Origin of the sequence: Vibrio sp. Vb1980, from assembly GCF_033338615.1 — a bacterium.
In the GTDB taxonomy this organism is placed as follows: Bacteria; Pseudomonadota; Gammaproteobacteria; order Enterobacterales; family Vibrionaceae; genus Vibrio; species Vibrio alginolyticus.
Window position 1 is genome coordinate 158,217 of the sequence record NZ_JAWOSZ010000005.1, and the last position, 18,392, is coordinate 176,608.

An 18,392-nucleotide genomic window follows, 5' to 3' on the forward strand; every position below is an offset into this window, starting at 1 on the left:
ACAGTGGCTTGAAAGCTTGTTTTAATCAAGCCGAGAATTCGATGTACTTCGTTGTTGACGAAAATGGATTGAAAACAGTTTATGCCCCACGAAAGGGGAAGAGTTTAGATAATTATAAATGGATAGATATTTCTCTTGAAGAACCTGAATTCATTCCTTTGAAATTTGAAGTAAATGAAAACAAGAATGCGTACTTTTCATTGACTAGAGGTGGTGGACGGTTGAGTGTCGTTGCTAGCTTCGTTGACATGATTGAAGATGAAAATGCTGTTGAGTACTACTGTGAATGGGAAACTGAAACAGCTCTGGATCCCAACGTTAGATTAAAAATAAAACACGTAAAGCCCAATGGGTTTGAAGCTTGGGATTAAATAGCAATAGATTCCAGTGAGAGCCTAAATAAAATTCATTGTAATAAAGAGTTAGCTTTTCTAGAAAATTTACTCGAGACGTTTGGATAAGAAACGTTCAGATAAAAAGCGCCGAAAGGCGCTTTTTATTTTCTTTAAAATAAAGTATGGTCTCCCTCCTTTTAAAATGGTAAGTGTTGAATAATTCAACAGTGGTTAGGTAAATGAATAAAATAACTAAACTCGCTTTGACTTTGTCCGTATTGACATCTGTTGTTGGGTGTCAACTGGTCTCAAATACGCCGATGCAATCGACAGCAACGAAGGAAATAATTGAAAAAGCAAAGGCAGAGTTTGATGGACAACGTTTTTATAAGTTGAATGAATATGATGAAGAAATCAACGTTTCAGATGACGGTGTCATTACCTTCAAGTCTTACTTACCACGCAGCGGCGGCTATGAATGGGTACCAATTGTGATACGCGATACTAGTTTTCGTGTTTCTTGCGATTATTTCAGTGAATATGTTGAAGCTGGAATGGTTGTTCAGGTTCAGTTTGTAGGTAAACGCGGGCGCATTGAAAATTACGACAAGCAACGTTGTGAAGAGTTTGGCGAGCCAACATGGCAATAAGATCTATGGATAATTAAAGCGCCGACAGGCGCTTTTTATTTACGTTTTAGTTAACCGTTAGAAAAGATGTAGACCAATCTTCGGAAGATTAGGCAAGCAATGCGTAGTATCTGGTCACAAGTTGGTATGAACTTGCCTTTTAGAAAACGCTAATAAAATCGCTAAACAGCTACATGCTAATAGAACGACACCTAAGTTTTGTGCTGTTCCAGCCATCGCTAATCCCGTCCCGATCATGATGTAGTACATGAGCCCAAATAAAGCGCCTGCGCTACCTACCTGTTGTTTATAATCAACGAGTGCGTCACTGAGTATATTGGGTATCGCAATCCCATAAGACATGACGACTAACACCATTGGAGCAACAAACCAGATTGATTGGCTCAGAATCAACACACCGACTGACCCCAAACTAAGCAATACTGCTGAGAGCCAAAGTAGTTGGCTTTTTCGAACATTTTTAGACACTAGGGATTTGTTTAAATAACTCCCAAGCAGAGTGCCTAACCCCAGTACCATGCCACTGTATCCAAATTGTTCGGAGTTATACCCAAGTGCTGAGAAAGTAAATGCGCCAAGCTGGTAATAAGAAAATAGAGCAATGTTATACAAAGCAACCAATAATCCTGAGCGCCAAATTCGCGCGTCTCTTACCATTTTCCAGCTAAGTTGATGCAACCGTACTGGTGTCTGTTCCTTCTGTGTTTCAGGAAGCTTAATAACGTTATAAGCGAGCAATACTAACGCGATTAAAAACAAGGCAAAAAACACATAACGGTATCCACCAAGCGCTGTAAGCTGCCCGCCTAATAGCATGCCAACTACCGGGCTGATTGATATACCCATTCCCATTAAGCTAAAGACTTTACTCAGTTCTTGACCGTCAAACGCGTCACGAAGCATGGTCTGTGTGACAACGGATCCTACCGCGACACCAAATGCGCTTAGGGCTCGCGCGGTCATGACAACAGCAAAGCTTTCGGTTTGAGTTGCGAGTAAAGATGCGCAACCATAGATAAAGAACCCAATAAGCATGGTGGGCCTTCTTCCCAGTTTATCTGCGAGAACTCCCCAAACTACAACGCCAATGGCAAAAGCTAGGAAGTAAATCGACAATGTTTGGGCTGCTTGTGCGTGGTTTACATCAAATGAAAGAGCGATTGAGCTCAGCGCTGGGCTATAAATAGTTTCTACAATTTGCGGAAACATCAACATAACCAGCATGAGCCATAAAGAGGGCTTAGTATTCATATTGTTACCCATCGTTAATGAAGTTGGCGGGCAGTATAAATGAGGCTATGATTGATCTAATAACAACATAAAAACCAAATACATCAACATTCGGACAAAATGGCGCTTATTAACGAAAAAACACAATTTGATGCAGACAAGATTACTAATTATGTAGTGGGAATTGCTGCGGATATTGGCAAGCACGACTCAGGTATGCATAAGCACAAGAAAGGGCAGTTATTGTACGCACCTCAAGGTTGTATGAGTTTTGCTCTGGAAGACTCGATTTGTATTTTGCCACCGACAAAGGCGGTTTGGATACCAACTAATACGCCGCATCGCGCACTAATGACGAATGTGGTGGCGTACCGATCTTTGTATTTTGATTGTGAGGAGTTTGCCTGTCCGAGTAAGATCACGATGATAGAAGTGAATAATTTACTCCAAGCTCTTATTGATAAAATGTCATTTTGGGAGTGGGATAAGCCTAGCAGCGAGATGGTAAATACGACGGCGCTTTTTTGGGAGGAGTTTTATGCTGCGAAACGTTATTCGTTTCAGTTGCCTTTGCCATCGCATCGGCGCTTAACAACGTTTCGTCGAGAGTTGGTTGAACCTTCATTTCTAGCTCCTTCGCTTACTACTCTTGCAAACAAAGTAGGGGCGAGCACCAAGACGGTAACACGATTATTTAAGTCGGAAACGGGCATGAATTATCAAGATTGGCGGCAACAGTGGAGGCTTTTAAAAGCAGTTGAATTGTTATCAACGGGCATGCCAGTCAGCGCAGTTGCCGATTGGCTGGAGTTTTCGTCAGACAGTGCTTTTATTGCATTTTTCAAAAAGCAAACTGGACAAACACCTCTGACGTTTATGAAAACCAAGCCTTAAGCGTCAAAATGCTCACACTCTTTCTAAAACAAACCCCAGGTTCACAGGCTCAGCCTATAAAGCATACATAGACAGGTACCAACGTGCAGGTTACTTGTCTTTACTCTGCAGTTTGCGAAAGTATTGCGTAGTAAAATCAACAAAGGCTCGGATGCGTTTTGGTTGATGTCGGTCGTGATGATAAAGGAGTGAAAATTCCACACTCGGAATGCTCCAATTGGTAAACACTTCTTTTAGCTTGCCTGTCTGGAGTTCTTGTTGACAATAAAGTTCTGGCACACGGATGATGCCATTTCCCGCCAAGGCTGCTTTTATCATTACTCTGCCACTCTTACATCGTAACTGTCCACGTATCTGGTGTTCCGTTGACTGCTTTGTATTCGTGTTCTCAAATGCCCACCGTGTCACACTACCTGTCAAACAAACGTGTTTTTCTAAGTCCTTTGGATGCGAAGGATAGCCATATGTTTCTAAATAGTTTGGGCTTGCGTATGTCCCCATTTCCACATCGATCAGTTTGCGAGCGATAAAGTTGGAGTCGTCTAACTTTCCCATTCGAAAAGCGATATCGAATTCATCTGCGATTAAATCGACACGATGGCTGCTAAAATCTAAGTTAATGCTCACTTGTGGGTGTTGGATTAGAAACTGAGCAACGATATCTGCGACAACGTCTTCTCCTAAATAGCCCCCCACACAGTTGATACGAATGTCACCTCTTAAGTCTTCTACATCATCAACCACTGCCATAACAGCTTGATCAATATTGTGAAGGGCAGTTTCACACTGTTTATACAGAACCTTGCCTGCTTCGGTGAGGTTCAGTGTTCGAGTGGTCCTTTGTAGCAAAGTGACACCAATCTGTTGCTCCAGATTTGTTATTTGACGTGAAACGTGTGAGCGAGAAACGCCAAGTTGCTCTGCTGCTTTCGTGAAGTTTCCTAGTTGAGCGATTAGGACGAAAGAGCGAATATCCGCAAGGTTGATGTGTGTTTGCATGATGACTTCTTCATAATTAAAAAAGTATTGTTGTAGTATAACAACAGTGTTTCAACTAGGTCGGTATATATCAACAAACAAAGTTTTCTTAAACTTACCGCCACTGATGTAAACCGTTCGATTAAGGATTCAAAATGAAAAAGTTAATTGTTATTACAGGCGCCAGTTCAGGCATTGGTGAAGCGATTGCACGTCACTTCAGTGAACAGGGCCATGCTCTTCTTTTGTTAGCAAGACGTGTAGAACGTTTGGAAGCATTAAACTTACCAAATACGCTTTGTGAAAAGGTAGATGTGACCGACAAAGCTTCTTTTGAGGCTGCAATTGAGAAAGCTGAAGCGTTGTATGGTCCGGTAGATGCACTTGTAAATAACGCAGGCGTTATGCTTCTAGGTCAGATAGATACTCAGGAAGCATCGGAGTGGAAGCGCATGTTTGATGTGAACGTAATTGGCTTACTCAATGGCATGCAGTCCGTCCTAGCACCGATGAAAGCACGTAACAGTGGTACGATCATTAACATCAGCTCTATCGCGGGCAAGAAAACATTCCCTGATCATGCTGCTTATTGCGGTACCAAATTTGCGGTTCATGCTATTTCTGAAAACGTACGTGAAGAAGTTGCGTCATCGAATGTTCGCGTTACGACGATTGCACCTGGTGCAGTGGAAACGGAATTACTTTCACATACAACGTCTCAAGATATTAAAGATGGCTATGACGCTTGGAAGGTGGATATGGGCGGCGTGTTGGCAGCAGACGACATTGCACGAGCAGTGCTGTTTGCTTATCAGCAACCGCAAGGTGTATGTGTTCGTGAAATTGCTTTGGCACCGACAAAACAACAACCTTAACATTGAGTTACGGCGATTTTAGGTCACTAAAGCCGTAAAACTTTGCATATCGATTCGTGATTGAGATGGCATCTTTAAACTAAGTTGCGTGAAAATTTAGGTCATCCATTTAAATCCGGACACTAAGTGTGTTATTGCTTATACCCAAGTTACTCAAGGTGAGAAAAAACTTTGAGTAATTTGGGTTTTTATTTGGTCTCAATTTTAGGTAGCGGAATTTATTTAGGTCGAAGGCGATAGTTGTGAAGAAAGGAGAGTGTGACGTAAAACAAAATGAAGCAATATCCGTCTCTTAATGAGAATTGATTTCATCAACGTCACAAGCCGTTACAATTATCCGTTAGGTATTATACTTTGTGGATGGTTAATATTTAACCAAACAAGGAGGTGTGTATGAAACGATTCGCAAACATACTTTTTGCAACACAAGGATTGCCAGGCCATAGTGACGCCCTCGAACAAGCGATGAGGATTGCATCTAGCAACAAAGTGCCTGTCTCAGGGCTAATAGCGTGTCCTGATTTCCCAACAGACATGATCCAGTATCAGCAAAGTTATGAGCAATCGCTGCAAGACTCCCTCAAACAAAGTATTCACGAATACAGACAGAAGCTGGGACTCTCTGAAGAGGATCTCGCATTTCCTCTTACTGTGAAAAGCAGTGAAAAGCCCGCTGTCTGTATTATTCAAGAAGCATTAGCTGATAACAAAGATCTCATCATCAAAGAAGCTGAACCGCTCGGTGAAGGTGCTGAGGGTTTCAAAGCTATTGATATGACTCTGTTACGAAAATGCCCTTGTCCGCTTTGGTTGCACCGACCAATTGATAAGCCAAGAGATAAGCGCCGTGTTGCTGTGGCTATCGACCCATTAACGGCAAGCGATGAACAGCACTCATTAGCCGTGCGTTTACTCGAATTATCGCGTTCGATAGCCGACACCTGCGATAGTCGTTTACACGTGATTTCTTGCTGGGAGTATTACTTAGAAAACTACCTTAATGGTAACGCTTGGATTCAAGTCGATGATGCTGAGTTGAAACATGAACTCGACAAAGCAAAAGCCGATCATAAACAAGCTCTGCAACAGCTGTTGGAGGAGTCTGGGATTACAGGTGAAATTGTGATTCACCACCTGCATGGAAAACCCGACGAAAAGATTCCAGATTACGTAGAGAGTATTGAGGTAGACGTGCTGGTAATGGGAACCTTAGCGAGAACTGGTATATCTGGCTATGTCATTGGTAATACGGCTGAAAATATTTTGCAATCGATTAACTGTAGTTTGGTCGCTCTTAAGCCCGATGGCTTTGTCTCACCGATTCAGTAATTGGGGTGTAACAAAGTTGGGTTTAAGTGATGTTTTAGGTAAAGGAGGGAGATGGATCTCTAGAACATGGAATTATCAATGTATCAATAAGTTATCAGAGGAGAGTGACATGAAAAACCTATGCCCGAAATGCCACACAGAAATGATAGAACGTTCGAATGTTTATGTTTGTCCGAGAAATGATATCGGTGACTGCACCTACGATGCATTCGAGTTAGCTGATGACGATAATCCATATACATTCAGCCAAGAACACGTAAGTAGTGACCTACGTTCTTATGCCGTAGCAGACAGCAAATAGCGGTTTGTATCGGCGTTCCTCTAAGTAGCACTCAGTGATTACTGTTTGCTACTTTTCCCTTGGTTTCATGATCGTTTTTGAAGCGCTTGGGTTAAAACAATACAGTGGAGTTTGTCATTTGCGCCGAATAGGGCGTACCTTCTTATAATAACGAATGGGCTGCGATGTTGAATAACATAACGGGTAAAGAAAACCTGCCGAAAAACCTAGATAATCAGTTGGTCTTACTGATTTTCCCTGCGCTGCCAGTTTTAATCTTCTCTTTTCTCTTCTATATCTATACTCCTGCAGGCGTGAGCTGGAATGCGGAATGGATACCAAGCCTCGATATCAACCTTAGCTTTAGATTAGATGGTCTTTCATTTCTTTTTGCGGGACTGATCAGTGGGATTGGCGCACTGATTCAAATCTACGCTTTGGCTTATTTACGAGAAAGTGATAGCCGGTTTTCCTTTCATTTGTATCTAACCCTATTCATGCTTGCCATGCTAGGGATTGTGATGAGCGATAACATTCTGTTGTTATTTGTTTTCTGGGAACTCACCACCATCACTTCTTATTTACTGATCGGGTTTAATCACGAAAATAAAACGTCTCGGAAAAACGCCTTGCAGTCGCTGATTGTTACTGGTGCTGGTGGACTAGCGTTGCTAGCTGGTCTTATCTTGCTGGGAGCAATGGCAGGGAGTTATGAGCTAAATACCATTATCGAGCAGGCAGACACTATTGCGCAGCATGAATGGTTTATCCCATCTCTAGTGCTCATACTACTCGGTGCATTTACTAAATCTGCGCAATTCCCGTTTCATTTTTGGCTACCTAACGCGATGGCAGCTCCCACTCCGGTCAGTGCGTATTTACACTCGGCAACAATGGTAAAGGCAGGCATTTACCTATTAGCACGTTTATCGCCAGTTTATGCCCACAGCGAGATCTGGTTTTATGCTTTAGTCATCACTGGGAGTATCACGGCCATTTGGTGCACATTTGTCGCATTAAAACAAACTGACTTGAAGCTGATGCTAGCCTACAGCACGAATGTTGCTTTGGGTAAATTAACATTATTACTAGGTATGGGCACAGATTTGGCCGTTAGTGCAGTATTGATGTTTATTCTCGCTCACTCTTTCTATAAAGCTGCGCTGTTTATGGTGGTGGGTAATATCGACAAAGCGACAGGAACACGAGATATTGATCAATTGTACGGCCTGAAGTCAGTTCTCGTCATCAGCATGGTTGCGGGGAGTTTGGCTGCATTGTCTAAAGCGGGGTTCCCGCCGTTGTTAGGCTTTTTGAGCAAAGAATACATGTACAAGTCCGCAGTAGAGCTCAATAACTGGATCGCCTTTGTACTTTTAATCGTGAATATACTGATGGTCGCGCTAACCATTATGCTTATTGCGAGACCATTCTTTGCTCGCCGTGATCTCGTGCCGATTGAAACTAAGCCAGTTGAGACAAAAAAAGCCATGTGGATCTCGCCTTTGCTCTTGGCAGTTGGCAGCCTCCTAGTTCCGTTATTCGGTTTGAATTGGTTAGATCGCAATATTATTTTTCCGGGCTCTGCTGACATTCTGCCCACAGCAACTCTTAAAGAGACATCACTATGGCATGGCGTGAATGTACCGTTAGTGTTAAGCGTTATTACGCTAGCGTTGGGGTATGTGGTGTACCGTGTTTATCCTACTGTGTCTGCATTTTTTCAGCGGCTACATCTATTCGTCCCCAAAGCGGAGAATATTTTTGAACGACTATTAGATGGCATGATGACAGTGGCGAAGTGGCAAACGGCGCGGTTACAGCAAAAGAAATTGAGTCGCTATGTCCTATTATTTTTCACGGTACTTGCCGTTGCGTTACTGAGTCAGGTAGCGCTTATTCCTCTGCCTTTGGTTGGCGAACTTTCAAGTGTCACTTTCTATGAGATTGGTATTGCCTTATTGTTGATTGGTGCTGCGCTCGTATGTACGTTGTCCCACGCAAGACTTCTTGCGATTTCTGCGCTTGGTATGATTGGCTTCATGACCACGCTTGTTTTTATGATTTATAGCGCCCCGGACGTTGCGAAGACTTTACTGTTAGTGGAAACATTAATGGTGGTCTTTCTTGCATTGTTAATGCGTCATATGCCACGTCTAACCACTGTGCCCAAGCATTCAATAAAACGTAAAGTAGCGAATATTTGCATAGCAGGTGTGATAGGTGTTTCGGTTACTTTACTTTTGTTAGGAATCACGTCTCAGCCGATGGACTCTTCGGTGTCAGATTTCTTTGCAGAAAACAGTGTCCCGGGTGGACATGGGCGAAACATTGTTAACGTTATTCTGGTCGACTTTCGCGCATTTGATACATTGGGAGAAGTTGTTGTCGTTGTTATTGCAGGGATTGCTGCAGTGAGTTTGCTTAAGACAAGAGCGAAAAAGCAAAATCGTATCCAATCATTAATTTTTGCAACCACGGCACACATTGTTTCGGCACTCATGCTCGTATTTTCAGTGTATCTGTTGTTACGTGGTCATAACGAACCGGGTGGTGGCTTTATTGGTGCGTTGATTGCCGTTATTGGTTTATCACTTCTCATGTTCGCGGAATCACCGAAATACGTTCGTTCTAGGTTGTATTTCAAACCGTTTCTCATTGCGTTATCTGGCATCGCATTGAGCTTAGTTTCTGGTGCTTTGAGCTTTGCGTTTGATAAACCGTTTTTGACCGGACTGTGGTGGAAAGACGTGATACCACTAGGGACGCCATTGGTTTTTGATGTTGGTGTTTACCTTGCCGTTATAGGTGGCGTGATGGGTATGCTGCTTCGTATTAATGAGGAGCTAGAGTGATGGAAATAGTCTGGAGTGTTGTCGTTGGAGTATTTGTCGCAGCAGGTGTTTATTTAATGCTTGAAAAGCATATCTTGCGCCTTTTGTTCGGCATCATGTTACTCAGTAGTGCGGTTAACCTTGCTATTTTTACCGCTGGAAGGCTGACGCCCGGAGAGCCGCCATTGATTGGCGATAATGCTCTTTTACCACCAGATAGCGCGGCAAATCCTTTACCTCAAGCGCTTATCTTAACTGCGATAGTCATCGGTTTTGGACTACTTATTTTTGCTTTAATGCTGTTCTATCGAGCTTATAAAGACACTGGAACTGCAAACGTCGATGAAATGCAACGTTCTGAGGAGGGTCAATGAGTTCGATTTTGCTTACGTTACCGGTTGTTCTCTCGCTGAGTACGGCGTTGACTATCTTCTTCGTCCGTCGCTCAACAAAAAGTGTTGAGTGGTTGAGCGGTGTAAGTGCGATTTCGAACCTTTTCGTTGCGGGCTTTCTCACAGAAAGCATCATAAGTAATGGTATTCAAGCCGTTGCTTTTGGTCAGTGGAGTGCGCCATTTGGTATCGTGTTTGTCGCAGATTACCTCAGCGTTGCTATGGTGATGATAACGGCGGTGATTGGTGCGATATGTGTTTTCTACGCGATGGCGGACCTTCACCGAAAGCCCTCCTATAGCAATTACCATGCGTTAATGCACGTGTTGCTTGCTGGCGTTTATGGTGCTTTCCTGACTGGAGATATTTTTAATCTGTATGTTTGGTTTGAGGTCATGCTCATTTCATCATTTGGTTTAATGGTGTTAGATGCAACGAAAACTCAAGTTGATGGTGCAGTAAAGTACGTGATGTTGAACCTGATTTCGACGCTGGTATTTTTGCTTGCTATCGGTTTATTGTATGGAGCAACGGGCACCTTGAACTTGGCCGATCTCTACACCAAAGTAGGGGAAAATGAATTGAGCATCAACATGATGCTGTCCGCGCTATTTTTGTTTGCCTTTTCTATTAAAGCGGCACTCTTTCCTTTATTTGCTTGGTTGCCAGCTTCTTATCACACGTTACCAAGCGGTGTGGTGGCACTGTTTGCCGCGTTGCTTACTAAAGTCGGTGTATACGCGTTGATAAGAGTCTTTACCTTGGTATTTCCGCTCGCCGAGAGTGGTTGGCAACCGACGTTAATTTGGGTCGCAGGGCTAACCATGTTAACGGGCGTTTTAGGAGCGGCTAGCCAATTCGACATTAAGAAAATTCTTTCTTTTCATATTATTAGCCAAATAGGCTATATGATCATGGGGTTGGCTATTTACACTCCCTTAGCTTTAGCCGGTGCCATTTTCTACATTGTTCATCACATCATTGTAAAAGCGAATTTGTTCTTAATAGGTGGATTCATCGAGCGCAAATATGGCTCTAGTCAACTTGAACATTTGGGTGGGGTATACAAAGCTATGCCTTGGTTAGCGTTCTTGTTTCTTGTCCCTGCGTTTTCTCTGGCCGGTTTCCCACCGCTATCGGGTTTCTGGGGAAAGCTATTGGTCATCAAGTCGAGCATACAGGCTGAGTATTACTGGTTAGCAGGTACCGCGTTATTGGTGGGGTTGCTTACTGTCTACTCGATGACGAAAATTTGGAGTGAGGCATTTTGGAAAAAGCCATTTAGAGAGAAGCCAGAACAGACTCTGCAGGCCAAAGTACATTGGTTGTACTGCGTTCCAATTATTGTATTGACAACGTTGACGCTAATCATTGGCTTAGTGGCGGAGCCTTTTTATCAATTTTCCGTTCAAGCTGCAGAACAACTGTTAAATCCGACTGAATACATCAGAGTGGTGTTAGGAGGAAATGCATGATCTATCTATTCCTCAATTTTTTCTTAGCGTTAGCGTGGATGATGCTTAATGGCAGCTATTCGAGTCTGAATTTTGTTGTCGGATTTACGGTCGGCTTTTTTGCTTTAAGGTTGAGTCAACCATTTGGATTGAAAACGAGCTATTTTCAACGTTTTGCATCTGCATTGAAGTTATTGGTGTACTTCGCTTATGAAATGGTTATATCGGTTGCGAAAGTGGTGTGGGACGTCGTGACACCTACTCATTTGAGTCAGCCTGATATCGTTTATGTCCCTCTGGAGGTCGATTCTGACCTAGAAATCACATTACTGGCGAACATGGTTTCTTTAACACCGGGTACGCTTAGTTTGGATGTTACGGCTGATAAAAAGTATCTTATCGTTCATGCCATGTTTGCACCTGAACATGAAGAGGTTATTCGCGGAATTAAAGATGGGTTAGAGCATCGAATTTTGGAGGTGACGCGTGGATAGTTGGCTGCAAATAACGGTCACTTTTGCCTATTCTGGGCTACTACTCAGCTTTGTTATGGCTTTTGCTCGTTTAATTCTAGGACCAACGCTAGCTGATCGAGTTGTGGCGTTAGATCTGATTTCATTTATCACTATCGGATTTATTACGGTTTACACCTTAGACAGCGGTGAGGACGCTCTGTTAGACATCGCCATTACATTAGGTTTGGTCGCATTTCTCGGCACGATCGCATTTGCACGTTTGATCGTTAAAAGAAAGGAGAAAGAATAATGGACGTGTTGATTGGACTATTTTTATGCTTAGGAACATTGTTGACCTTGGTTGCAAGTCTAGGTGTCCTGAGGCTTCCTGATTTGTATACCCGAATGCATGCAGCGACCAAAGCTGGAACTGTCGGAGTGAGCTGCTTGTTATTAGCGGTCGCTTTCTCACTCCCTGAAGTTACCGTGATCTCTCGGGTTATCGGTACGATGTTGTTTATCGTTCTCACTGCGCCAGTCGCCTCCCACCTGCTCGGCAGAGCAATGCGAGAGGTCGGATATAAGATTTGGCGCAATGATTAACCATTAGCGTCGAATAGTACTACGTCCTAGTTGAAATAAACTCGAAGCTGTATTGATGAAGTCGGAAGTAATTGACGGTATATTCAAATGCACGACCATCTTCTAGGTAACCAGTGGACTCAACTTTTAGAATAGGGGAAGCTTCTGATTCATTCAGGTATGAGGCCGTCTCTGTATCTAACAAATACGGTTTGACAGACTGACTGCTTTTCGCAATTTTCAATCCTTTGCTATTTTCAATGTACTCATATTTAGAACCATTCATTATGGCTATGCTCAAGTCTGGAAATAACATTGCTGGCATATGAGTGACTTCGTAAATTTCAGGCTCATCATTAATACATCTGAGTCTATGTATTTCATATGTATCATCATTGGGCGAGAGATTTAACTGCTTAGCAACCTGCTCATTCGGCTTTTTAAGTTCGAACTTTATGACTTGAGAGCTAGGCGTTTTCCCCTGTTTACTGACTTCCTCGATAAAACCCAGCAAATGTAAGGCATCATGTTGGGCTTTTAGATCGTTTACATAAGTTCCACTACCTCTTGTCCGACTAATTAAATTATTGTCGACCAGAATTTGTAAGCTTTTTCTGATGGTTACGCGGCTTACGGAAAACTCTTCTTGCAAATCACTCTCTTTTGGAAGCATCGATTTAGGTTGTAGTTCCCCATCTTTGATCTTTTTTTCTAATCGTTCCGCAATGTCTATGTATTTGGGTTTCATAATACCTCGCTAAGTCTTGGATCATGATAGCAAGAATGTGATCTGAGATGTAGTTAATACTTTTCCTTAGGATCTTTGTGTGATTTTTATCTCGTATCTTTGTGCTTACACTTTAAATGTATCATAAAGGTATTAATGCTTATTTTATACATTTGCAGGGTAAACATTTGAGGTAGCGGAATGAAACGTCAAAAATTAACGATTGTTGGTGCTGGCAGTACATACACACTTGGTATGATGAACAGCCTTATTGCTGAAAAAGATAACTTTCCACTCGCAAAAGTCGTGTTTTACGACATAGATGAGAAACGCCAAGAATCGAATGCATTAGCTACTGAAATTCTATTGCGAGAACACTATCCAGAAGTTGAAGAGTTTGTTTATACAACGGATAAATCTGTCGCATTCGCAGATTCGGACTTTTTCTTTATCCAGATCCGCACTGGTGGGTTGGCCATGCGCGAGCGCGATGAACAAATCCCGCTATCCAACTCTTGTGTTGGGCAAGAGACATGTGGCGCGGGAGGAATGGCATATGGACTTCGCTCTATCGGCGACATGATCCAGCTAGTGAACGAGATCCGACAAACGTGTCCAGATGCGTGGATTCTTAATTACACCAACCCGGCGGCAATTGTCGCTGAAGCTTTAAATCGTGAATTTCCGCATGATAAGCGAATTCTAAATATCTGTGATATGCCAGCAGCGATTATGGTCAGCTATGCGCAATTGTTAGGGTGTGAAATTTGGAACTTTGTTCCTGAATATTTTGGGCTTAATCACTATGGCTGGTTTACCAAAATTCGTAACAAACAGGGTGAAGACTTAACGGATAAAATTAAAAATATCATCCTAAAAGAAGGGATCAGTGCGGTTGATGCGGAAATAGCGGATGACCCATCGTGGCAAGCCACATTCAAAAACATGAGAACAATGCTTGCTGATAATCCAGAGTTTTTGCCGAATACGTATCTTCAATACTATTTGTACCCTGAAAAAATGGTGGTGAAAGAGGATATCAATAATACTCGCGCAAGGCAGGTAATTAACGGCCGTGAGAAACGAGTGTTCGAATTGAACGCAAGAATAATTGAAGCGGGCACCACGAAGCACGAAACACTGCATGCCGATATCCATGGTCGATACATGGTGAGAGTCGCGGCTTCGCTAGCCTACAACTTGAGCGATGTGTATCTCGTCATCGTACCGAATAATGGTGCTATTACAAATTTACAAAATGACGCCATGGTAGAAGTTCCAGCTGCGCTAACTAGTGATGGACCGAAAGCTTTTACTGTAGGAAAAATCCCAACCTTCCAAAAAGCCATGATTGAGAGCCAACTTGGTTACGAGAAATTAGTCGTGGATGCTTGGTACGAAGGAAGTCAGCAAAAGCTGATTAATGCACTCACACTTAACCGTACCGTGGTTAATGTGCCAAAAGCTAAAGAAATAACAAAACAATTACTAGAAGAAAATAAAGCCTACCTTCCTCAATTTTTTCAATAACAACTGGACGTTCGGAGCCTACTTGTAGGCTCCGTGAATGAAACAAGAGGTTTATATGAAAGACATTATTCAAAGGTTCGGGGCCGCGATGTTTGTTCCCGTTCTATTATTTCCAGCAGCGGGCATGTTATTGGGTTTCTCTGTTGTGCTGTTAAATCAAGAAGTGTTTCCTTGGGCACTAGAGGGGAGTGCTTGGGTTAAAGTCTCGACGATCATTTTACAGGCATCACTCGCTGTATTTAAAAATATGGCACTTATTTTTGCCGTTGGGTTACCTATCGCTTTAGCTAAAAAAGCATCTGGTCGCGCTGTACTTGCAACACTTGTTTCCTACATTACGTATAACTACGTTATTGGTGGAATCCTTCAATTTTGGGGGCCAGAACTGGGCGTTAACTATACGGAAGGTGAGCGAGGTTTGACTGAAGTTGGTGGCATTCTAACGCTTGATACCAACTTGCTAGGTGCGATTTTAATTGCAAGTCTCTCTGTTTGGGTTCACAACCGATTCTTTGATAAAAAGCTACCGGATTGGGCGGCTGTATTTGGCGGAACGCCATTGGTTGTGATCATTAGCTTCCCAATTATGGTCGTGATGGCAATTCTAACTTGTTTGACTTGGCCAAGTATTCAGCATGGTATTAATAATCTGCAATCATTTTTGGTTTCTGCTGGATCGTTAGGGGTATGGCTATTTACGTTTTTAGAGCGAATCATGATACCAACGGGGTTGCATCATTTCGTATATGGTCCCGTTTTTTATGGGCCAGTTGCAGTCGATGGCGGAACGGTTGCCTATTGGATTCAAAATATACAGACATTCGCCCAGAGCTCGGAAAGTTTAACGACACAATTTCCTCAGGGTGGTTTGATGTTGACGGGAATGGGTAAAGTGTTTGGTTGTACGGGTATCGCACTAGCACTCTATTCAGTTGCGAAAAAAGAAAATAAAAAGATGGTGATGGGGTTAGTGCTCGGAGCCGCAATCACAGCAATTCTTACAGGGATCACCGAACCAATAGAGTTTACATTCTTATTTATCGCACCTGCGCTGTTTGCTTTGCATGCGTTGTTATCTGCGACAATGGCAACGATCGCCTTTATGTTTGGTGTTTCCGGTAACTTTCAGACTGGCTTGATAGACTTCATTTTCCAAAACTGGTTGCCTTTGGCTGGTAACCATGCAGGAACATACGTGATTCAGATTATTATTGGTCTCATGTTTACTGGTGTTTACTTTGTTACGTTTCGCGCGCTTATTTTAAAATACAACATACTTACTCCGGGACGTGAAGGTGCAGATAGTAAGTTGTATTCCAAAGCTGACTACAAAGAAGCGAAAGCGGTCCATAACAGTAGCGCAAGTTCGTCACAAGCTAGTGCCTTTATTGAAGGTTTGGGTGGAAAAGAAAACATTGAATTGTTAACTAATTGCGCGACGCGTCTGCGTGTTAAAGTTAAAGATGTCTCTCTTGTAAAGGAGAACGCATTTTTCACACAGCACGGAGCGGTGAATATTGTTAGAAATCAAGAGAGCCTTCAAATCATCGTTGGTTTAACGGTGCCACAAGTTCGCGAAGATATGAGCCAACTGATAAAAGCTTAACCCCCAAACTAATGCTCCAGCTCATATGGCTCAAAGGTGAGATATAATTATCTCACCTTTTTTGTGTACATGAAGCATATTTCGCGCAGTTTCCACGAAAGTGGGGAGGAGTTATCGAGCGAGCTAAAAATACAGTTAGGTTATACCCGTCTGTATTGTTGGAAGACTTGTTGAGTCTCTAATTGACAGTGGCGCCACTTTCTATGTTGAAAAGCGTTTTAATTTCTTCCAGCACTTCTGGGTTAGCAATAGCACCAATGTTTTTTACAGCTTGTCCGTTTACCAATTGTTTCACTGCTAGCTCAACCAATTTGCCTGAGCGCGTTTTAGGAATATCACTGATGGCAAAAATTTGTCGTGGGACATGGCGCGGTGAACATTTTGTTTTCAATGTTTGGCGAATTGAATCGGTGAGTTGTTGGGTTAACTCGACGTTGTGAGCGAGTTTTACTAGTAACCAGATTTCTTCAGACTGCTGGTTTAACTTGCCGACAGCGATGGAGTCTTCAACCTCGGGTAACGCGTTCACTTGCTGATAGATTTCAGCGGTACCGATGCGTACGCCGCCTGGATTTAAGGTTGCGTCACTACGGCCATAAAAAATGAAGCCGCCATGTTCGGTTTGCATCACATCGTCGCCATGGTGCCAGATATCGGTAAACTTGCTCCAATAAGCGTTGTGATAGCGTTCGCCGTTGTCGTGCCAGAAGCCAATAGGGAAGTTAGGTAGTGAGTTATTGCAAGTTAGTTCGCCGCGTTGCTGTGTAATGGTTTTTCCCTCGTCGTCCAAAACACGCACGTCGATTCCCAGCCCTGCGCCTTGGCATTCACCTTTGTAAACTGGTGAGATAGGGTTTCCCAGTACAAAGCATCCGCAAATATCCGTGCCGCCAGCAATAGAAGCGAGATGCAAGTCCTGCTTGATGTGCTGATAGACATAACTAAATTGTTCTGGGTAAAGCACCGAACCAGTTGAGCAAAGAGTTTTGAGTGACTTCAGGTTATGTTCTAGTTTTGGAGAGCAGTTTGCCTGTTCCAGTGCTTCTAAGTATTTCGCTGAAGTACCAAACAGCGACACGCTATGTTCTTCTGCTAATTGCCATAAGACGGAGTGATCAGGGTAAACCGGACTACCGTCGTAAATCACTAAGGCTGCACCACTCGCAAGAGCGGAAACATGCCAGTTCCACATCATCCAACCACATGTTGTGTAGTAGAAAACCTTGTCTTGCGATTTGATGTCGCAATGCAGTTGATGTTCTTTGAGGTGATTGAGCAAGGTACCGCCTGCGGAATGGACAATACACTTAGGTTGACCTGTTGTACCAGAAGAATACAAAATGAATAACGGGTCATTAAACAGCACTGATTGATATTGAATTGATTGTGGAGAAAAGTGGTGAGTAATATCGGACCAAGAAACAAACTCAGAAGTGCTAGCACTCTCAGCGTTTTGTAAATATTCGATTTGGCATACGCTAATAGTAGTCTCTTCGGAGGCACTGCTTAACTTACTACTAAGAGTGGTGTTCTTGTCCGTCATATCGAAAGCTTTGCCTCCGAACTGGTAGCCATCACAGCAAAAAAGAACTTTCGGTTTGACCTGACCAAAACGCTCTACGACGCTATCGATACCAAAATCAGGAGAGGTTGAAGTCCAAATGGCACCAAGACTGGTGGTGGCCAGCATGGCAATAACGGTTTCAGGAAGGTAGGGCAAATAACCCGCAACGACATCGCCTTTACCGACACCACAATTGAGTAGCCATTGTTGAATGGCAGAAACTTGTTCAAGCAACTGTTTACCGGTGAGTTGTCGGTGTTCACCGCTTTCATTGCTAAAAACAATAAACTCACGCTCTGGTGATTGTTCAGCCTGAGATAGGAGGTTCTCTGCGTAGTTCAGCGTGGCGTCAGCAAACCATACTGTGTCTCTATTTACATGATGATGATTAGAACCTGTTTGTGTCCATTTGGGACTGCCAAGGCTCTTGATTTGCGAACCTATATCTCCGATTACGTTGCAAAACTGCCAAGTATGTCGCCAAAATTCATCATTGTGCTCAATGGACCACTTGTGTAGAAACGTGTAATTGTTGATTACGGTACCTTCGGCTTTGTCTTTATTAACCTTTTCGATGAACCGTAATAAGTTGCTATTGCTGACGCGCTCAGCAGATGGTGACCAAATAGGTGCAGAATTTGGCATAGGTCCCTCTAATTTCAATTCTTTTGAATATG

General features: G+C 42.9%; 18 protein-coding genes. 14 read left to right on the forward strand and 4 right to left on the reverse strand.

Annotated features, from left to right (window positions below):
* The first annotated feature begins 41 nt into the window (after positions 1-41).
* Together R7F64_RS10920 and R7F64_RS10925 are read left to right on the forward strand one after the other, a co-directional pair.
* Complete coding sequence (locus R7F64_RS10920; RefSeq protein ID WP_021707559.1) at positions 42-371, forward strand: hypothetical protein; 330 nt, start codon at positions 42-44, stop codon at positions 369-371.
* A 203-nt stretch (positions 372-574) separates the two neighbouring features.
* The gene (locus R7F64_RS10925; protein ID WP_017820364.1) at positions 575-985 is read left to right on the forward strand and encodes a hypothetical protein; all 411 of its coding nucleotides are present in this window, start codon (positions 575-577) and stop codon (positions 983-985) included.
* Positions 986-1,099: 114 nt separating this feature from the next.
* Here the strand turns inward: R7F64_RS10925 and R7F64_RS10930 are convergent, their stop codons facing one another.
* Positions 1,100-2,236 carry a multidrug effflux MFS transporter gene (locus R7F64_RS10930; RefSeq protein ID WP_054574677.1) on the reverse strand — a complete coding sequence of 379 codons (1,137 nt, stop codon included), beginning with the start codon at positions 2,234-2,236 and terminating at the stop codon, positions 1,100-1,102.
* Between the two features lie 99 nt (positions 2,237-2,335).
* Between R7F64_RS10930 and R7F64_RS10935 the strand changes: the two genes are divergently transcribed.
* Entirely contained in the window at positions 2,336-3,109 is a 774-nt protein-coding gene (locus R7F64_RS10935; RefSeq protein WP_318071679.1) for a helix-turn-helix transcriptional regulator, read from the forward strand.
* A 90-nt stretch (positions 3,110-3,199) separates the two neighbouring features.
* Here R7F64_RS10935 and R7F64_RS10940 read toward each other — a convergent pair whose 3' ends face one another.
* Positions 3,200-4,108 (reverse strand): LysR family transcriptional regulator, encoded by a 909-nt coding sequence (locus R7F64_RS10940; RefSeq protein ID WP_318071680.1) that lies wholly within the window; start codon positions 4,106-4,108, stop codon positions 3,200-3,202.
* A gap of 134 nt (positions 4,109-4,242) precedes the next feature.
* On the opposite strand from R7F64_RS10940, the gene R7F64_RS10945 reads away from it, so the two are divergent.
* The 9 genes from R7F64_RS10945 to mnhG all read left to right on the forward strand — a co-directional run bounded on the left by R7F64_RS10945 (position 4,243) and on the right by mnhG (position 12,309).
* Complete coding sequence (locus tag R7F64_RS10945; protein ID WP_005373333.1) at positions 4,243-4,962, forward strand: SDR family oxidoreductase; 720 nt, start codon at positions 4,243-4,245, stop codon at positions 4,960-4,962.
* Positions 4,963-5,355: 393 nt separating this feature from the next.
* Positions 5,356-6,291: a universal stress protein gene (locus R7F64_RS10950; RefSeq protein WP_005373330.1), complete on the forward strand. Its 936-nt coding sequence runs from the start codon at positions 5,356-5,358 to the stop codon at positions 6,289-6,291.
* A gap of 109 nt (positions 6,292-6,400) precedes the next feature.
* Positions 6,401-6,592 carry a hypothetical protein gene (locus R7F64_RS10955; RefSeq protein ID WP_005373328.1) on the forward strand — a complete coding sequence of 64 codons (192 nt, stop codon included), beginning with the start codon at positions 6,401-6,403 and terminating at the stop codon, positions 6,590-6,592.
* Between the two features lie 164 nt (positions 6,593-6,756).
* Complete coding sequence (mbhE, locus tag R7F64_RS10960; RefSeq protein ID WP_017820361.1) at positions 6,757-9,426, forward strand: hydrogen gas-evolving membrane-bound hydrogenase subunit E; 2,670 nt, start codon at positions 6,757-6,759, stop codon at positions 9,424-9,426.
* The gene (locus R7F64_RS10965; protein ID WP_017633704.1) at positions 9,426-9,779 is read left to right on the forward strand and encodes a Na+/H+ antiporter subunit C; all 354 of its coding nucleotides are present in this window, start codon (positions 9,426-9,428) and stop codon (positions 9,777-9,779) included. The genes mbhE and R7F64_RS10965 overlap by 1 nt, the downstream gene beginning before the upstream one ends.
* Positions 9,776-11,272, forward strand: coding sequence for a Na+/H+ antiporter subunit D (locus R7F64_RS10970; RefSeq protein WP_318071681.1), 1,497 nt, complete (start codon positions 9,776-9,778; stop codon positions 11,270-11,272). The genes R7F64_RS10965 and R7F64_RS10970 overlap by 4 nt, the downstream gene beginning before the upstream one ends.
* Positions 11,269-11,745 (forward strand): Na+/H+ antiporter subunit E, encoded by a 477-nt coding sequence (locus R7F64_RS10975; RefSeq protein WP_005373320.1) that lies wholly within the window; start codon positions 11,269-11,271, stop codon positions 11,743-11,745. The genes R7F64_RS10970 and R7F64_RS10975 overlap by 4 nt, the downstream gene beginning before the upstream one ends.
* Entirely contained in the window at positions 11,738-12,016 is a 279-nt protein-coding gene (locus R7F64_RS10980) for a cation:proton antiporter (protein ID WP_005373317.1), read from the forward strand. The genes R7F64_RS10975 and R7F64_RS10980 overlap by 8 nt, the downstream gene beginning before the upstream one ends.
* Positions 12,016-12,309: a monovalent cation/H(+) antiporter subunit G gene (gene mnhG, locus R7F64_RS10985; protein WP_005373314.1), complete on the forward strand. Its 294-nt coding sequence runs from the start codon at positions 12,016-12,018 to the stop codon at positions 12,307-12,309. The genes R7F64_RS10980 and mnhG overlap by 1 nt, the downstream gene beginning before the upstream one ends.
* 19 nt (positions 12,310-12,328) lie before the next feature.
* Here the strand turns inward: mnhG and R7F64_RS10990 are convergent, their stop codons facing one another.
* The gene (locus tag R7F64_RS10990; protein WP_047101298.1) at positions 12,329-13,036 is read right to left on the reverse strand and encodes a GntR family transcriptional regulator; all 708 of its coding nucleotides are present in this window, start codon (positions 13,034-13,036) and stop codon (positions 12,329-12,331) included.
* A 180-nt stretch (positions 13,037-13,216) separates the two neighbouring features.
* On the opposite strand from R7F64_RS10990, the gene R7F64_RS10995 reads away from it, so the two are divergent.
* Together R7F64_RS10995 and R7F64_RS11000 are read left to right on the forward strand one after the other, a co-directional pair.
* The gene (locus R7F64_RS10995; RefSeq protein WP_318071682.1) at positions 13,217-14,545 is read left to right on the forward strand and encodes a 6-phospho-alpha-glucosidase; all 1,329 of its coding nucleotides are present in this window, start codon (positions 13,217-13,219) and stop codon (positions 14,543-14,545) included.
* A 55-nt stretch (positions 14,546-14,600) separates the two neighbouring features.
* The gene (locus tag R7F64_RS11000; RefSeq protein ID WP_318071683.1) at positions 14,601-16,151 is read left to right on the forward strand and encodes an alpha-glucoside-specific PTS transporter subunit IIBC; all 1,551 of its coding nucleotides are present in this window, start codon (positions 14,601-14,603) and stop codon (positions 16,149-16,151) included.
* Positions 16,152-16,329: 178 nt separating this feature from the next.
* Here R7F64_RS11000 and R7F64_RS11005 read toward each other — a convergent pair whose 3' ends face one another.
* A complete protein-coding gene (locus R7F64_RS11005; protein ID WP_258475464.1) occupies positions 16,330-18,360 on the reverse strand; it encodes an acetoacetate--CoA ligase in 2,031 nt (676 codons plus the stop codon).
* Positions 18,361-18,392: the final 32 nt, after the last annotated feature.

Excerpts from the sequence above, each read along its gene's own strand:
- R7F64_RS10920 (WP_021707559.1), top strand. The coding sequence starts at position 42 with ATGTACTTCGTTGTTGACGAAAATGGATTGAAAACAGTTTATGCCCCA.
- R7F64_RS10925 (WP_017820364.1), top strand. The coding sequence starts at position 575 with ATGAATAAAATAACTAAACTCGCTTTGACTTTGTCCGTATTGACATCT.
- R7F64_RS10930 (WP_054574677.1), bottom strand. The coding sequence starts at position 2,236 with ATGAATACTAAGCCCTCTTTATGGCTCATGCTGGTTATGTTGATGTTT.
- R7F64_RS10935 (WP_318071679.1), top strand. The coding sequence starts at position 2,336 with ATGGCGCTTATTAACGAAAAAACACAATTTGATGCAGACAAGATTACT.
- R7F64_RS10940 (WP_318071680.1), bottom strand. The coding sequence starts at position 4,108 with ATGCAAACACACATCAACCTTGCGGATATTCGCTCTTTCGTCCTAATC.
- R7F64_RS10945 (WP_005373333.1), top strand. The coding sequence starts at position 4,243 with ATGAAAAAGTTAATTGTTATTACAGGCGCCAGTTCAGGCATTGGTGAA.
- R7F64_RS10950 (WP_005373330.1), top strand. The coding sequence starts at position 5,356 with ATGAAACGATTCGCAAACATACTTTTTGCAACACAAGGATTGCCAGGC.
- R7F64_RS10955 (WP_005373328.1), top strand. The coding sequence starts at position 6,401 with ATGAAAAACCTATGCCCGAAATGCCACACAGAAATGATAGAACGTTCG.
- mbhE (WP_017820361.1), top strand. The coding sequence starts at position 6,757 with ATGTTGAATAACATAACGGGTAAAGAAAACCTGCCGAAAAACCTAGAT.
- R7F64_RS10965 (WP_017633704.1), top strand. The coding sequence starts at position 9,426 with ATGGAAATAGTCTGGAGTGTTGTCGTTGGAGTATTTGTCGCAGCAGGT.
- R7F64_RS10970 (WP_318071681.1), top strand. The coding sequence starts at position 9,776 with ATGAGTTCGATTTTGCTTACGTTACCGGTTGTTCTCTCGCTGAGTACG.
- R7F64_RS10975 (WP_005373320.1), top strand. The coding sequence starts at position 11,269 with ATGATCTATCTATTCCTCAATTTTTTCTTAGCGTTAGCGTGGATGATG.
- mnhG (WP_005373314.1), top strand. The coding sequence starts at position 12,016 with ATGGACGTGTTGATTGGACTATTTTTATGCTTAGGAACATTGTTGACC.
- R7F64_RS10990 (WP_047101298.1), bottom strand. The coding sequence starts at position 13,036 with ATGAAACCCAAATACATAGACATTGCGGAACGATTAGAAAAAAAGATC.
- R7F64_RS10995 (WP_318071682.1), top strand. The coding sequence starts at position 13,217 with ATGAAACGTCAAAAATTAACGATTGTTGGTGCTGGCAGTACATACACA.
- R7F64_RS11000 (WP_318071683.1), top strand. The coding sequence starts at position 14,601 with ATGAAAGACATTATTCAAAGGTTCGGGGCCGCGATGTTTGTTCCCGTT.
- R7F64_RS11005 (WP_258475464.1), bottom strand. The coding sequence starts at position 18,360 with ATGCCAAATTCTGCACCTATTTGGTCACCATCTGCTGAGCGCGTCAGC.